This window comes from Pantoea sp. X-Soil-MYKO-1289, from assembly GCF_059730625.1.
The window spans coordinates 203910-218680 of the sequence record NZ_AP036004.1; the positions used below are offsets into that span (position 1 = coordinate 203910).

Below are 14771 nucleotides of genomic sequence, written 5' to 3' on the forward strand. Positions count from 1 at the left end.
AAGATTGCGTTGCGCGCCTCGCGCGCCCCATACATTGAACAAGGACTGCGCTATGACCAATCCATTACTCCAGCCTTTTACGCTGCCGCCTTTCTCCGCCATTCAGCCTGAGCATGTGGTGCCTGCCGTGACCGAGGCGCTGAACGAATGTCGCGCGGCGGTGGAAAAGGTGGTGGCGCAGGGCGCGCCCTACACCTGGGACAACCTGGTGCAGCCGCTGGCTGAAGTCGACGATCGTCTCGGCCGCATCTTTTCGCCGGTCAGCCATCTCAACTCGGTGAAAAACAGCCCGGAGCTGCGTCAGGCCTACGAGCAGACGCTGCCGCTGCTGTCCGAATACAGCACCTGGGTCGGCCAGCATGAAGGGCTTTACCAGGCCTATCGCGATCTGAAAGAGGGCGAGAGCTTCGCCGCGCTCGACGTGGCGCAGCAGAAAGCGGTCGATAACGCGCTGCGCGATTTCGAGCTTTCCGGCATCGGCCTCGATAAAGAGAAGCAGCAGCGCTACGGCGAAATCGCCGCGCGTCTCTCCGAGCTGGGATCGGCCTACAGCAACAACGTGCTGGACGCGACCATGGGCTGGAGCAAACTGATCACCGACGAAAGCGAACTCTCCGGCATGCCGGAAAGCGCGCTGGCGGCGGCGAAAGCGCAGGCTGAAGCCAAAGAGCTGGAAGGCTGGCTGCTGACGCTGGATATTCCAAGCTACCTGCCGGTGATGACCTACTGCGACAACGCCGCGCTGCGCGAAGAGATGTATCGCGCCTATTCGACGCGCGCCTCCGATCAGGGACCGAACGCCGGTAAATGGGACAACGGCCCGATCATGGCGGAAGAGCTGGCGCTGCGTCACGAGCTGGCGCAGCTGCTGGGCTTTGACTCCTACGCCGACAAATCGCTGGCGACCAAAATGGCGGAAAACCCGGCGCAGGTGCTCGACTTCCTGAACGATCTGGCGAAACGCGCCCGTCCGCAGGCGGAAAAAGAGCTGGCCCAGCTGCGCGCCTTCGCTGAAAAAGAGTACGGCGTCAGCGAGCTGAATCCGTGGGATCTCACCTACTACGGCGAAAAACAGAAGCAGCATCTCTACACCATCAGCGACGAACAGCTGCGCCCTTACTTCCCGGAAGCGCGCGCCGTCAACGGCCTGTTTGAGGTGGTTAAGCGCATCTACGGCATCACCGCCAAAGAGCGCACCGACGTCGATGTTTATCATCCTGACGTGCGTTTCTTCGATCTGTTCGATGAGAGCGGCGAGCTGCGCGGCAGCTTCTATCTCGACCTCTACGCGCGCGAGCACAAGCGCGGCGGCGCCTGGATGGATGACTGCGTCGGCCAGATGCGCAAAGCCGACGGCACGCTGCAAAAGCCGGTCGCCTATCTCACCTGCAACTTCAACCGTCCGGTGAACGGCAAGCCCGCGCTGTTTACTCACGACGAAGTCACCACGCTGTTCCACGAATTTGGTCACGGCCTGCACCATATGCTGACGCGCATCGAAACCCCAGGGGTTTCCGGCATCAGCGGCGTGCCGTGGGATGCCGTCGAGCTGCCGAGCCAGTTTATGGAGAACTGGTGCTGGGAGCCGGAGGCGCTGGCCTTTATCTCCGGCCACTATGAAACCGGCGAACCGCTGCCGAAGGAGCTGCTCGACAAGATGCTGGCGGCGAAGAACTACCAGGCGGCGCTGTTTATCCTGCGTCAGCTGGAATTCGGCCTGTTCGATTTCCGTCTGCACGCCGAGTTCGACCCGGCGAAAGGCGCGCAGATCCTTGAAACCCTGCGCGAAGTGAAAAAGCTGGTGGCCGTGGTGCCGAGCCCGGAATGGGGCCGTTTCCCGCACGCCTTTAGCCATATTTTCGCCGGCGGCTATGCGGCGGGCTACTACAGCTATCTGTGGGCGGACGTGCTGGCGGCAGACGCCTATTCGCGCTTCGAGGAAGAGGGCATCTTCAACCGCCAGACTGGCCAGTCGTTCCTCGACAACATCCTGACGCGCGGCGGTTCGGAAGAGCCGATGGAGCTGTTCAAACGCTTCCGCGGCCGCGAGCCGCAGCTGGATGCGATGCTGGATCATTACGGCATCAAGGGATAACGGCTGCAGTGAAAATCTGTTTGATTGATGAATCGGGCGCCGGAGACGGCGCCTTGTCGCATCTGGCGCAGCGCTGGCAGCTGGAGCATGACGAAGGCTGCGTGCTGGCGCTGGTGCAGACGCCGACGCACCTTGAACTGCGCAAGCGCGACGAGCCGAAGCTGGGCGGCATTTTCGTCGACTTCGTCTCCGGCGCGATGGCGCACCGTCGCCGTTTCGGCGGCGGACGCGGCGAGGCGGTGGCGAAAGCGGTTGGCGTGAAGAGTGGTTATCTGCCGGACGTGGTAGACGCAACCGCCGGTTTAGGGCGCGACGCCTTCGTGCTGGCGGCAATCGGCTGCCGCGTGCGCATGCTGGAGCGTCATCCGGTGGTGGCGGCGCTGCTGGACGACGGGCTGCAGCGCGGCTATCAGGATGCGGAAATCGGCGGCTGGCTGCGCGAGCGGCTGACGCTTATCCATGCGCCCAGCGCGCAGGCGCTCGGCGATATTACGCCTGCGCCTGACGTGGTCTATCTCGATCCGATGTATCCCCATCGGCAGAAGAGCGCCATGGTGAAAAAAGAGATGCGGGTGTTTCAGTCGCTGGTCGGCGCCGACGAGGATGCCGACGCGCTGCTGGAGCCGGCGCGCCGTCTGGCAAAAAAGCGCATCGTGGTGAAGCGTCCCGACTATGCGCCGCCGCTGGCGGGGGTCGCGACGCAGTCGGCGGTGGTGACCAAAAGCCATCGCTTCGATATTTATCCGCCGCTCAATCCTTAAAAGATAAAAAAGCCGGTCAGCACCGGCTTTTTAGCATGGCTACGCTGTGCCGCTTATTCGTCGTCCGCGTCGCGCAGCGGAACGATCAGCATATCGATATGCACGGTGTTGATCAGCTGGCGCGCCGACGACATCAGCTTGCTCCAGAAATCCTGATGGTGGCCGCACACCACTAAATCCACGTCATATTTTTTAATCGCGTCGACCAGCACCTGGCCAAGATCGCCGCTGCCGCTCAGGGTCTCGCTGATAGGGTAACCTGCCGCATCGGACAGCCCGCGCAGCGCGGTATGCGTCTCTTCCGAGATACGCTTCTGCATATCGCCCAGATTGACGTCAATCAGGCCGGTATAGAGATCGGAATAGTTCACATCGACGTGAATCAGCGAAATTTTGGCGTCATAGGGACGCGCCAGCGAGACGGCTTTATCCACCAGCAGCTGGCTTTCGGGAGAAAGGTCTACCGCAATCAGGATATGTTTATAAGCCATGATATAACTCCTTTCACAAGATTCAGGATGGCGACCTGTCTTCCTCTCGCGTCATTGCCTGCGCAATCCTTTACGCGAACGGGCGATATTTGTCACCAGTTGCTCTGGCGGTGTTCCCGACAGATAGTTGTTATGCCTTTAGTATAGCGGCGACGGTTAACAAATGCTGCGGTACAGGCTTCGGTTGTGAATAAGATCAAGGCTTAGCGCCTTTTTCGCTCGCGGCGAACGAAAATCATCGCTGGAAAAGAGTTAAAATCTTCTCCTACACTACAAATTAACGGTGGTACTTCTCAGGTGCCGACCGCCTAAGCTTGCTAAAAAACAGAGATCTCTTCAGGTCATTCAGTGGTCGGCTTTTCCCGTGGAGCATGAAGCGCAGCCGCGCTCCAGCCTGTCTCCGCGGCTCCAGCTGGGAGGGAAATATGATCAGCACTATCGCGCTTTTCTGGGCTCTTTGTGTGGTGTGTATTGTGAATATGGCGCGCTACTTTTCTTCTTTGCGCGCGCTGCTGGCGGTGCTGCGAGGCTGCGATCCCTTACTCTATCAGTATGTCGACGGGGCCGGCTTTTTTACCTCGCATGGTCAGCCGAGCAAACAGGTGCGGCTGGTGCGCTATATCTGGGCGAAACGTTATCTCGATCATCATGACGAGGAGTTTATTCGTCGCTGCGAGCGGGTGCGCGGTCAGTTCATTTTAACCAGCGCCTTGTGCGGGTTAGTGATCCTCAGCCTGATTTGTCTGGCGATCTGGCACTAGAAATAAAAAGGGCGACCTGCGTCGCCCTTTATTTTTGCGTGGCTTACACCAGCTTCAGCGCCAGCCAGTAGAGGCTGCCCGACAGCACAATACAGACCGGCAGCGTAAACACCCACGCCATGGCGATATTCTTGATGGTGCGGCTTTGCAGACCGCCGCCGTCCACCAGCATGGTGCCCGCCACCGATGACGACAGGATATGGGTGGTCGAAACCGGCATGCCCGTATAGCTGGCGATGCCGATGGAAACCGCCGCGGTGACCTGCGCCGACATGCCCTGCGCGTAGGTCATGCCTTTTTTACCAATCTTCTCGCCGATGGTGGTCGCGACGCGACGCCAGCCGATCATGGTGCCGATGCCGAGCGCCAGCGCGACCGCCATAATGATCCACACCGGCGCATACTCGATGGTGCCCAGCAGATCGGTTTTCAGCTTGCCGAGGAAGCGTTTATCGTCGGCGCTGGTTTCCGGCAGCTTGGCCGCCTTATCGGCGGTATCGGCGATGCACAGCAGCAGGCGACGCATCTGGCTGCGCTGCTCGACGCTAAGCTGGTCGTAGCTTTGCAGGTTGGTGTTCAGCAGGCTCTGCGCGCGCTGTACCGCCTGCAGCGCACGGGCGCTGTCGCAGTGGAACTCTTTCGGGCCGGACGGCGTCTCTTCCGGCGTCGGCAGCGCAGGCGGCGCCATCTGAATGATGTGCGTCAGCGCCTCGCTGTGCTGCTGATAATACTGTTCGAGGTGATTGACCGCGTCGCGCGTGCGCGTGATGTCGTAGCCGCTGGCGTTCATATTGACCACGAAACCTGCCGGCGCGACGCCGATCAGCACCAGCATAATCAGTCCGATGCCTTTCTGGCCATCATTGGCGCCGTGCGAGTAGCTGACGCCGATTGCTGAGACGATCAGGGCGATACGCGTCCAGAACGGCGGCTTTTTCTTGCCGTCGATTTTTTCGCGGTCAGCGGGCGTCATATGGATGCGCGCGCGCTTTTTAGTGCTGCTCCAGTAGCGACGCAGCAGGAAAATCAAACTGCCTGCGACGATCAGACCGACAATCGGCGACAGAATCAGCGACAGGAAGATATTGATGACTTTCGGGATATTAAGCGCGTCGATCACCGAGGTGCCGGTCATCAGCGCGTTGGTCAGGCCGATGCCGATAATGGCGCCAATCAGCGTGTGCGAACTGGAGGCCGGCAGACCGAGATACCAGGTGCCGAGGTTCCAGATAATCGCCGCCAGCAGCATGGAAAAGACCATCGCCAGCCCGTGCGCGGAACCAACATTTAATAACAGATCGGTAGGAAGCATATGCACGATAGCGTAAGCGACGCTTAAGCCACCAAGCAGAACGCCAAGGAAGTTAAATACGCCCGCCATCACCACAGCAAGCTGCGCGCGCATCGCGCGGGTATAGATCACCGTGGCAACTGCGTTGGCCGTGTCGTGAAAGCCGTTGATTGCTTCATAAAACAATACAAACAGCAGGGCAAGAACCAATAACAGGCCGGTACTGAGGTCAAGACCAGCGAACAAATGTAGCATACACATTACGCCATTTTGAGGACATGAGCGCGGCGCATTATCTGCGACAACGCAGGGTATGGGAAAGCAAAATATAGCCTTGTTTTGACTTAAGAATGTCTAAAGTTGACTGGATTCTCCTAAAAGTGCCATAAAATGAACCGTTTACATTATGACATAATTACGACAAATTTTTGACGCTGGCGTCACGCAGAGCAGACCTCTACAATCAGCGCCTCTTAAAACAGGCGGGGCGAAGGCAGTGGAAAAGTTTGACGTTATTATTATCGGCGCCGGCGCGGCGGGACTGTTTTGCGCGGCGCAGGCCGGGCAGCGAGGCCGACGCGTGCTGTTGCTGGATAACGGCAAAAAGCCTGGGCGTAAGATCCTGATGTCAGGCGGCGGGCGCTGCAACTTCACCAATATGTACACCGATCCGGCCGCCTATCTGTCGCACAATCCGCACTTCTGCAAATCCGCGCTGGCGCGCTACACCCAGTGGGATTTTATCGATCTGGTTAATCGCCACAAGATCGCCTACCACGAAAAGACGCTGGGGCAGCTCTTCTGCGACGACTCGGCGGCGCAGATTGTCGATATGCTGATGGCGGAGTGCGAAAAGGGCCAGGTGACGCTGCGTCTGCGCAGCGAGGTGCTGAGCGTGACGCGCGATGCGTCGAGCTATACGCTGCAGCTCAACGGCGCGGCGGTGCAGGCGGAAAAGCTGGTGATCGCCAGCGGCGGACTCTCTATGCCGGGCCTGGGCGCCACGCCGTTCGGTTATAAGATTGCCGAGCAGTTCGGTCTGAAGGTCTATTCGACCCGCGCCGCGCTGGTGCCCTTTACCCTGCATAAGCCGCTGCTGGAGCGGCTACAGACGCTCTCCGGCGTCGCGATCGACACCACCATCGAGGCGCAGGACGGCACGCTGTTCAAAGAGGCGATGCTCTTCACCCACCGCGGGCTGTCCGGTCCAGCGGTGCTGCAAATCTCCAGCTACTGGCAGCCGGGCGAGCAGGTTACCATCAACCTGTCGCCTGCCACCTCGATTGAAGAATTCATCCACGCGCAGCGCGAGGCGCATCCGAACCTGAGCCTGAAAAATAGCCTGGCGAAGCTGCTGCCGAAACGTCTGGTAGAGGTGTTGCAGGAGCTGGGGCAGGTGCCGGACGTCACGCTGAAGCAGCTGAACGGCAAGCAGCAGGCGGAACTGGCGCAGACGCTGCACCAGTGGCGCGTGCAGCCTAACGGCACGGAAGGCTATCGCACCGCCGAGGTGACGCTGGGCGGCGTCGATACCAGGCTGCTCTCGTCGAAAACGATGGAAGCCCGCGACGTGCCGGGACTCTATTTTATCGGCGAGGTGGTGGACGTGACCGGCTGGCTGGGCGGCTATAACTTCCAGTGGGCGTGGAGTTCAGCCTGGGCTTGCGCGCAGGCGCTGTAACCCGCGTCGGGCGTCGATATCGGGCTGCGTTGCGGCCTGATCGACGCCTTTTTTAAAGCCTGTTTTGCCCCGCATTAACGCCGCTTCACCCGCTTTCTCTCCCTCTGCCGCTTCGCTAATTCTCTGACCTGAAACACTTTTAGACTAATCCGCCTGGCGCGTTTGCCGCCCCGATTTCATACTTCTGATTTACCACAGAGGAGATCCGCCCCCAATGCTCACCTTTATGCGTTCCCTGTTTTCCAGCCCCGAGAGCTTTATCAGAGGCATGTCACGTCAGGATCTGAATGAATCCATCGCCGACGGCGAGCGCATCATTATCGATGAAGACGGCAACGCTTCGGTAAACGTGCTGAGTGAGGAAGTGCATGAGGATTTCGCCCGCCACGTCGAAACGCTAAAAGGAGTTTAAGATGGGTACGGCGATATTTATGGTGCTGATGGTCTGCGGCTACTGGTACACCAGCCGCGATCTCTCCAGCCGGTTTAAAATCCGTCGCAGCTTCGGCTGGGATGTCTATTTTCTGGTGGCGCTCTACGGCTGCATTTTTGTCCTGCAGGGCATGCTGGCGACCGCCATTATCTGGCTGCTGCTGTTGATAATTTCCAGCGTCGCCAACGCGCTGCAGGTGGTGCCCGGCGAACATCTGCGCTGGCAGATGGAGTTTATGAACTGGAGTTTCCTTGGCATCCAGGCGCCGGTTGTTGTGATGCTCGCCTTCGCGGTGCTGTTCTGCATGTACCGCTCAAACTGGTCGGCGAGCGCGCGCCTTAACAGCAGCGGACGCCAGGATCTCTATCAGCAGCTCTCTAAATCCAACGGCGTCGAGCAACTGCTTTATCAGTGCATGCAAGAGGGCGAACTGGCGTGGATTACCCTCAAGTCGCGCCGTATCTATATCGGGATGGTGCATGCCGCTACCTTTGAATATGAAAACACCGCCAACATCGTGATTATTCCTATGCTTAGCGGCTACCGCGACAGTAAAACGCTGAGCATGTCGATTGAACATAACTACAGCCGCTGGTACGCCGAGCACGGCATCACGCTCACGTCCGAGCCGAAAAACGCTATGGCGTTCCGTAAGGTGCTGATGGTGGATCAGATTGAGAGCCTGTCGCTATTTGACCCGGCCAGCGCCAGTTCGCTGGCGATGACGCACCATGACGGCGTGCCGATGGAGATCGAGGGTTCCTTTACGCCACATTCTCCGCCGTAAACGGCCAAAGAGCGACGTTGCCCTCTCGCCAGTTATCGGGCGGGCAGCCGCTCTGCAGGCCGGCGGCTACTCCTTTAGCTGTTTAAATCACTTCATCAGAGAGGAACATATGGCAGGCAAAGCATTAGTTATCGGCGCCTCGCGCGGCATCGGTCTGGCGGTGGTCAAGGCGCTGGCGGCAAAGGGCTGGCAGGTCACGGCCACCTGGCGCAGCAGCGCGCCGGAGGCGGACGCCCAGTGGCACGCGCTGGATATGACCCATCAGGACGAGGTGCGTCAGCTGGCGGAGCGGCTCAAAGACGAGACCTTCGATGCGATCCTGATTAACGCCGGCATTTCCGGCCCGTCGCATCAGAACCTGCTGCAGAGCAGCGACGAAGAGCTGGCGCAGCTGTTTTTGACCAACGCCATCGCGCCGGTGCGCAGCGCGGAAGCGCTGCTGCCGCTGCTGGCGAAGCAAAACGGCGTCATCGGCTTCACCACTTCGATTCTCGGCAGCCTGAACGAGAACGATACGGCGGCGATGCCGATCTACTCCGCCAGCAAGTCGGCGCTCAATATGCTGAGCCGCGCGCTGCTGCCGCAGATTAATCAGCATAACGCGACGCTGCTGTCGCTGCATCCAGGCTGGGTGAAAACCGATATGGGCGGTGACTCCGCGCCGGTCACGGTCGAGCAGAGCGGCGAAGGTCTGGTGCAGCAGCTGGAGGCTTATCGCGGACGCGGCGGCCATCACTACGTGGACTACGCCGGACAGCTTTTGCAGTGGTAAAACAGGGCGCGTCAGCGCCTTTTTTGCATCTGCATCGGCGAAACACTACACTCGCGGCATAGTTTGACAAGGAGTTAGTATGTCTCAGTCCCTTCAGCGTAAGCCGCTGCCGCTGCCTGGCGGCCATAACAAAGTCCTGTTGCATTCCTGCTGCGCGCCCTGTTCGGGCGAGGTTATGGAGGCGATGCTGGCGTCCGGCATCGATTACACCATTTTCTTCTACAACCCCAATATCCATCCGCTGAAAGAATACGAGCTGCGCAAAGAGGAGAATATCCGCTTCGCAGAGCAGTTCGGCGTGCCCTTTGTCGACGCGGACTACGATCGCGACAACTGGTTTGAGCGTGCAAAAGGCATGGAGTGGGAGCCGGAGCGCGGCGAGCGCTGCACCATGTGCTTCGACATGCGTTTCGAGCGCACCGCGCTTTATGCCCATGAACATGGCTTTCCGGTGATCACCAGTTCGCTGGGCATTTCGCGCTGGAAGAATATGCAGCAGATCAACGACTGCGGCGCGCGCGCCGCAAATCGCTATCCCGATATGATCTACTGGGATTTCAACTGGCGTAAAGGCGGCGGATCGGCGCGCATGATTGAAATCAGCAAGCGCGAGCGTTTTTATCAGCAGGAGTATTGCGGCTGTATCTATTCGCTGCGCGACAGCAATCGTCATCGCGTGGCCAGCGGGCGTGAACGCATTAAGATCGGCGTGCAATATTATACGCCGGACGAAGAGTAGAGAAATAAAGGGCGCGAGAGTCGCCCTTTATTTCCAGCGGCAATGGCAGAATTTAGCGCAGGCCATTGCAGGCCTCAGCAGCGTCGATATTGCGAATATCCAGACGTGAAGCGGTAAAGCGTTTATGGGTGTTGACGGCGGGCTGCGCCTGTTGGCAAAGCTCGCACGGATTGATATTGCCTTCCAGCTGCGCCTGGGTTTCGGGATCTAACTGACGTTTGCGACAGACGTAAGGCGTACATCCCATCACCTGTTTAAAAGAGCGCGTAAACGACTGCTGGCTCTCGAAATGGTACTTCATCGCCAGCGTAATAATCGGCGTATTGCTGCTTTTCAGGGTATGCACGCAGGCCGCCAGCTTTCGCTTGCGAATATAGCGCGCCAGCGTCTCGTTGCGGCAGCGGGCGAATAGCTTCTGCAGATACCATTTGGAATAACCTGATTTCTCTGCAATATCATCAATGCTGAGCCGCTGATCGAGATGGTTGTTAATCCACTCGGTAACGCTATCAATCACTTCTTCATTATATTTTTTCTCACGCATAATCCACCTCATTAAACAATTGCGCATAGTGTAGGGATTTTAATCTTTCGCTATGCCCGGCTTGGGTAAAGAAGTATCAGAAAATGCATGTTTATTTTTTTGCAAGAGGAGCGAAATATGGATTTTTTACCAAAAAAAGCTGGGTGTTGGTTTTTGGTTGTGAAAAATAAATAAAAGCAATAAATAAACGTAACTTATTTTCTTCGCGCCACGGAGAATATTTAGAATTTTTGTAATATTAATTGCGGAAATTGATCGGCGCAGGTGTCTGTCGCGCTGCTGGCTGACAGGCAAAATGATACAGGGCCCGCTACGCTTCATTTACTAAAAAACCTTTACATGACACAGCGCAACAATACGAGCGTCCTGCGCGCGTGTCACACTGCCGCTCTTTTGCTCATATGGAGATTTTCGCATGCGTCCGACCTCTGGCCTGAAAAAACCGCTCCTTGCCTTATTCGCCTCGATAACCCTGTTTAGCGCTGCGCCCGCTGTATCCGCCGCGACCTATGGCGAGCAGCTGGAGGGCTTTCACTATCCTTTCCCGCTGCAGCGTTTTGATTTTTCCTCGCAGCAGCAGTCGCTCAGCATGGGCTATATGGATGTAAAACCAGCAGGCAACGCTAATGGCCAGACCGTGGTGCTGCTGCACGGCAAGAATTTCTGCGGCGCGACCTGGGAAGAGAGCATACGCGCCCTGAGCCAGGCGGGCTATCGCGTCGTCGCGCCGGATCAGATCGGTTTTTGCAGCGCCAGTAAACCCGATAATTATCAGTACAGCTTCCAGCAGCTGGCGGACAATACGCATCAGCTGCTGGCGCATCTCGGTATAAAGAAAGCGGTGATTGTCGGCCACTCTACCGGCGGCATGCTCGCCACGCGCTATGCGCTGATGTATCCCGCCGAGACGCAGCAGCTGGTGCTGGTGAACCCGATTGGCCTGGAGGACTGGAAAGCCAAAGGCGCGCCCTGGCGCAGCGTCGATCAGTGGTATCAGCGCGAGCTGAAGCTCGACGCGGCAGGCATCAAAAAGTATGAGCAGCACACCTACTACAGCGGGCAGTGGAAGCCGGAGTATGACAAATGGGTCGATATGCTGGCGGGCCTGAACGCCGGTCCCGGACATAAAAAGGTGGCGTGGAACTCGGCGCTGATCTACGACATGATTTTTACCCAGCCGGTATTTTATGAGTTCGGCGATCTGAAGGTGCCGACCACGCTGATGATCGGCACCGCCGATACCACCGCGATCGGCAGCGATATCGCCTCGCCAGAGGTGAAAGCGAAACTGGGCCATTATGAGGTGCTGGGCAAAGAGGCGGCGAAGCGCATTCCCGGCGCGCGCCTGCTTGAGTTCCCAGGCATGGGGCATGCGCCGCAGATGGAGTCGCCGGCCAGATTCAATCAGACGCTGATCGAGGCGTTAGCGCAGCGCTAACGGGGCAGGGGCCAAAAGCTATCCTGCCGCCGCTGCGGCGGCAGGATGCTGCGGCGATCAGAGGATTTTCTGTTCTGCCAGATCGAGGGCGAAGTAGCTGAAAATCAGGTCAGCGCCGGCGCGTTTAATCGCACCCAGGCTTTCCAGCACGACGTTACGCTCGTCAATCGCGCCGGCCTGAGCGGCAAATTTGATCATCGCGTATTCGCCGCTCACCTGATACGCCGCCAGCGGCAGCTCGGTGCGGTCACGGATTTCGCGCAGCACGTCGAGGTAGGCGCCGGCCGGTTTCACCATCAGCGAATCCGCGCCTTCTGCCGCGTCGATCAGCGACTCGCGAATCGCTTCGCGGCGGTTCATCGGATTCATTTGATAGGTTTTGCGATCGCCTTTCAGGGCGGTGCCGGCCGCTTCGCGGAACGGGCCGTAGAAGGACGAGGCGAACTTGGTGGAGTAGGACATGATGGCGGTCTGGGTAAAGCCCGCCGCGTCCAGCGCCTGGCGGATCGCCTTGACCTGGCCATCCATCGCCGCCGACGGCGCGATAAAGTCCGCGCCCGCCGCCGCCGCGACTACCGCCTGTTTGCCGAGATTGATCAGGGTCGCGTCATTGTCGACGCCGTGATCGCACAGCACGCCGCAGTGGCCGTGGCTGGTGTATTCGCAGAAGCAGGTGTCGGACATGACGATCATTTCCGGCACCGTCTCTTTACAGATGCGCGACATGCGCGCCACGAGGCCGTTTTCATTCCAGGCGTCGCTGCCGGTGGCGTCGGTGTGGTGCGAAATGCCGAAGGTCATCACCGAGCGGATGCCCGCTTTGGCGATGCGCTCGATTTCATAGGCGAGACGCTTTTCCGGAATGCGCATCACGCCCGGCATTGCTTCAATCGCTTTGTAGTCGTCAACGCCTTCCTCAACGAAAATCGGCAGCGCCAGATCGTTCAGGCTGAGGGAGGTTTCCTGGAAGAGTTCACGCATCGCCGGGCTGGAACGCAGCCTTCTTGGACGCTGGATCAGAGAAAAGTCAGACATATTCATTCTTACGCAGGTGAAAAAAGTAGCGTTAGTCTACTCCTTTTAACGCGCGAGTATGAAGATTGTGTGCGGCGTAAAAAAAAGCCCGCCGAGCGGCGGGCTTTAAACGGATTACTCGTTGATGTCGGGATGCTGCTGCACCAGATTCTTACGCTTCGCCTCAAGACGGGCGATCTCCTCGTCGATATCTTCGATCTTCTGTTCGATGTTGTCGTGATGCTCCTGCAGGATTTCACGCGCCTCGTCGAGGTCGGATGCGGCAGGCGTCGCGCCGCGCAGCGGTTTGTTCGCCGTCTCTTTCATATAGATGCCGGTAATCAAACCGATCACCGCCACCACCATCAGGTAGTAGGCTGGCATATAGAGGTTGTTGGTGGTTTCCACCAGCCAGGCGGCGAGGGTCGGGGTCAGACCGGCAATCAGCACTGAGATGTTAAAGGCGCTCGCCAGCGCGCTGTAGCGGATATGCGTCGGGAACATCGCCGGCAGCGACGACGCCATCACGCCGGTAAAGGCGTTGAGGATCACCGCCATCAGCAGCAGACCGGCGAAAATCAGCCCCAGCACGCCGCTGTTGATCAGCATAAAGGCCGGAATGGCGAAGATCAGCAGGGCGATACTGCCAATGATCACGAACGGACGACGGCCGAAGCGGTCGCTGAGCATCCCCATCACCGGCTGCACAAACAGCATGCCGAGCATAATAGCGATGATGATCAGCACGCCGTGATCTTCCGAGTAGTGCAGGTTATGCGACAGATAGCTCGGCATGTAGGTCAGCAGCATGTAGTAGGTGACGTTGGTGGCGATCACCAGACCGATACAGGCAAGCAGGCTTTTCCAGTGCTTAGTGGCGATCTCTTTAAACGACACTTTCGGGCCGTCGCGCAGACCTTCGCGGTCGCCCTGCTCCAGCTTCTCAACGTGCTGCTGGAAGGCAGGCGTCTCTTCCAGCGCGTGGCGCAGGTAAAGACCGATAATGCCGAGCGGCAGCGCGAGGAAGAACGGCAGGCGCCAGCCCCATTCCATAAATTTCGCTTCGCCGATAATCGCCGAGATCAGCACCACGATGCCCGCGCCGAGCACGAAGCCGGCGATAGAGCCGAAGTCGAGCCAGCTGCCCATAAAGCCGCGCTTGCGGTCGGGCGAGTATTCGGCGACGAAGATCGAGGCGCCGGTATACTCGCCGCCCACCGAGAAGCCCTGCGCCATCTTGGCGAGCAGCAGCAGGATCGGCGCCCAGATGCCAATCGAGGCGTAGGAGGGGATCAGGCCGATACAGAAGGTACTGATCGACATAATCACAATGGTGATAGAGAGAATCTTCTGACGACCATACTTATCGCCCAGCATGCCGAAGAAGAGGCCGCCCAGCGGGCGAATCAGGAAGGGAACAGAGAAGGTACCGAGCGCGGCGATCATCTGCACGCCTGGCGACGCGTCAGGGAAAAAGACCTTACCCAGCGCATAGGCGACGAAGCCGTACACGCCGAAATCGAACCACTCCATCGCGTTGCCCAGCGACGCCGCCGTAATGGCTTTGCGTAGACGGGTGTCATCGATAATCGTGACGTCATCCAGCCCAATAGGTTTGACACGCTTCCTACGTAATTTCATAGAGTTACCCTGTAATAGCACATGAAAGTCCTCAAGGTCGCGAACCGGTTGAACGATGCAGTCCGCGGCATTGAGAAAATTTAAGCATAGCCGTTCGGCAGAATTTTCCACTGGCTACTGTGCGCAATAATTAGTGTTGAAATTATTGCAACAAGTGGCAGAGTATACCGTTTTTCATTGATATTTGTCATGTTTGGTCTGATAGCGGCCTTTTTTGCCGACGATAGCAGATTGAAACGCCGTCTGAAAAGAGGTTAAAAAGCGGCTTCACGCCGCTGATTTTTGCAAAATTTTGCGGCGCGTAGCGCAAAGAGAAGAGAAGG

General features: G+C 58.1%; 14 protein-coding genes. 9 read left to right on the forward strand and 5 right to left on the reverse strand.

Annotated elements, in window-relative coordinates:
• The first annotated feature begins 52 nt into the window (after window positions 1-52).
• Window positions 53-2095, forward strand: coding sequence for an oligopeptidase A (gene prlC / locus AC6I7Z_RS00930; protein WP_497812847.1), 2043 nt, complete (start codon window positions 53-55; stop codon window positions 2093-2095).
• Window positions 2096-2103: 8 nt separating this feature from the next.
• A complete protein-coding gene (gene rsmJ / locus AC6I7Z_RS00935) occupies window positions 2104-2856 on the forward strand; it encodes a 16S rRNA (guanine(1516)-N(2))-methyltransferase RsmJ (RefSeq protein WP_497812848.1) in 753 nt (250 codons plus the stop codon).
• A gap of 53 nt (window positions 2857-2909) precedes the next feature.
• Here rsmJ and uspA read toward each other — a convergent pair whose 3' ends face one another.
• A complete protein-coding gene (gene uspA, locus AC6I7Z_RS00940) occupies window positions 2910-3347 on the reverse strand; it encodes a universal stress protein UspA (RefSeq protein ID WP_081136391.1) in 438 nt (145 codons plus the stop codon).
• Window positions 3348-3772: 425 nt separating this feature from the next.
• Between uspA and uspB the strand changes: the two genes are divergently transcribed.
• Window positions 3773-4108 (forward strand): universal stress protein UspB, encoded by a 336-nt coding sequence (gene uspB / locus AC6I7Z_RS00945; RefSeq protein ID WP_033753315.1) that lies wholly within the window; start codon window positions 3773-3775, stop codon window positions 4106-4108.
• Between the two features lie 43 nt (window positions 4109-4151).
• On the opposite strand, the gene pitA is transcribed toward uspB, so the two are convergent.
• Window positions 4152-5654 carry an inorganic phosphate transporter PitA gene (gene pitA / locus AC6I7Z_RS00950; RefSeq protein WP_497812849.1) on the reverse strand — a complete coding sequence of 501 codons (1503 nt, stop codon included), beginning with the start codon at window positions 5652-5654 and terminating at the stop codon, window positions 4152-4154.
• A gap of 241 nt (window positions 5655-5895) precedes the next feature.
• On the opposite strand from pitA, the gene AC6I7Z_RS00955 reads away from it, so the two are divergent.
• The 5 genes from AC6I7Z_RS00955 (at window position 5896) to AC6I7Z_RS00975 (ending at window position 9811) form a co-directional block, all read left to right on the forward strand.
• Window positions 5896-7080, forward strand: coding sequence for a BaiN/RdsA family NAD(P)/FAD-dependent oxidoreductase (locus tag AC6I7Z_RS00955; protein ID WP_497812850.1), 1185 nt, complete (start codon window positions 5896-5898; stop codon window positions 7078-7080).
• Between the two features lie 214 nt (window positions 7081-7294).
• Window positions 7295-7492, forward strand: a complete 198-nt coding sequence (locus tag AC6I7Z_RS00960; protein WP_033753308.1) for a hypothetical protein — start codon at window positions 7295-7297, stop codon at window positions 7490-7492.
• A 1-nt stretch (window position 7493) separates the two neighbouring features.
• Window positions 7494-8300 (forward strand): hypothetical protein, encoded by an 807-nt coding sequence (locus AC6I7Z_RS00965; protein ID WP_497812851.1) that lies wholly within the window; start codon window positions 7494-7496, stop codon window positions 8298-8300.
• A gap of 109 nt (window positions 8301-8409) precedes the next feature.
• The gene (locus AC6I7Z_RS00970) at window positions 8410-9072 is read left to right on the forward strand and encodes an SDR family oxidoreductase (protein ID WP_497812852.1); all 663 of its coding nucleotides are present in this window, start codon (window positions 8410-8412) and stop codon (window positions 9070-9072) included.
• A gap of 79 nt (window positions 9073-9151) precedes the next feature.
• Complete coding sequence (locus tag AC6I7Z_RS00975; RefSeq protein ID WP_033753289.1) at window positions 9152-9811, forward strand: epoxyqueuosine reductase QueH; 660 nt, start codon at window positions 9152-9154, stop codon at window positions 9809-9811.
• Window positions 9812-9863: 52 nt separating this feature from the next.
• Here AC6I7Z_RS00975 and AC6I7Z_RS00980 read toward each other — a convergent pair whose 3' ends face one another.
• Window positions 9864-10355, reverse strand: coding sequence for a helix-turn-helix domain-containing protein (locus tag AC6I7Z_RS00980; RefSeq protein ID WP_497812853.1), 492 nt, complete (start codon window positions 10353-10355; stop codon window positions 9864-9866).
• Window positions 10356-10770: 415 nt separating this feature from the next.
• On the opposite strand from AC6I7Z_RS00980, the gene AC6I7Z_RS00985 reads away from it, so the two are divergent.
• A complete protein-coding gene (locus AC6I7Z_RS00985) occupies window positions 10771-11793 on the forward strand; it encodes an alpha/beta fold hydrolase (protein ID WP_497812854.1) in 1023 nt (340 codons plus the stop codon).
• Window positions 11794-11850: 57 nt separating this feature from the next.
• On the opposite strand, the gene hemB is transcribed toward AC6I7Z_RS00985, so the two are convergent.
• The gene (gene hemB / locus AC6I7Z_RS00990; RefSeq protein WP_048783308.1) at window positions 11851-12828 is read right to left on the reverse strand and encodes a porphobilinogen synthase; all 978 of its coding nucleotides are present in this window, start codon (window positions 12826-12828) and stop codon (window positions 11851-11853) included.
• Window positions 12829-12942: 114 nt separating this feature from the next.
• Window positions 12943-14448 carry a glycine betaine/L-proline transporter ProP gene (gene proP, locus AC6I7Z_RS00995; RefSeq protein WP_497812855.1) on the reverse strand — a complete coding sequence of 502 codons (1506 nt, stop codon included), beginning with the start codon at window positions 14446-14448 and terminating at the stop codon, window positions 12943-12945.
• Window positions 14449-14771: the final 323 nt, after the last annotated feature.

What these genes read in the sequence shown, in the direction of transcription:
- prlC (WP_497812847.1), top strand. Translation starts at nt 53, where the DNA reads ATGACCAATCCATTACTCCAGCCTTTTACGCTGCCGCCTTTCTCCGCC.
- uspA (WP_081136391.1), bottom strand. Translation starts at nt 3,347, where the DNA reads ATGGCTTATAAACATATCCTGATTGCGGTAGACCTTTCTCCCGAAAGC.
- uspB (WP_033753315.1), top strand. Translation starts at nt 3,773, where the DNA reads ATGATCAGCACTATCGCGCTTTTCTGGGCTCTTTGTGTGGTGTGTATT.
- pitA (WP_497812849.1), bottom strand. Translation starts at nt 5,654, where the DNA reads ATGCTACATTTGTTCGCTGGTCTTGACCTCAGTACCGGCCTGTTATTG.
- AC6I7Z_RS00960 (WP_033753308.1), top strand. Translation starts at nt 7,295, where the DNA reads ATGCTCACCTTTATGCGTTCCCTGTTTTCCAGCCCCGAGAGCTTTATC.
- AC6I7Z_RS00965 (WP_497812851.1), top strand. Translation starts at nt 7,494, where the DNA reads ATGGGTACGGCGATATTTATGGTGCTGATGGTCTGCGGCTACTGGTAC.
- AC6I7Z_RS00970 (WP_497812852.1), top strand. Translation starts at nt 8,410, where the DNA reads ATGGCAGGCAAAGCATTAGTTATCGGCGCCTCGCGCGGCATCGGTCTG.
- AC6I7Z_RS00975 (WP_033753289.1), top strand. Translation starts at nt 9,152, where the DNA reads ATGTCTCAGTCCCTTCAGCGTAAGCCGCTGCCGCTGCCTGGCGGCCAT.
- AC6I7Z_RS00980 (WP_497812853.1), bottom strand. Translation starts at nt 10,355, where the DNA reads ATGCGTGAGAAAAAATATAATGAAGAAGTGATTGATAGCGTTACCGAG.
- AC6I7Z_RS00985 (WP_497812854.1), top strand. Translation starts at nt 10,771, where the DNA reads ATGCGTCCGACCTCTGGCCTGAAAAAACCGCTCCTTGCCTTATTCGCC.
- hemB (WP_048783308.1), bottom strand. Translation starts at nt 12,828, where the DNA reads ATGTCTGACTTTTCTCTGATCCAGCGTCCAAGAAGGCTGCGTTCCAGC.
- proP (WP_497812855.1), bottom strand. Translation starts at nt 14,448, where the DNA reads ATGAAATTACGTAGGAAGCGTGTCAAACCTATTGGGCTGGATGACGTC.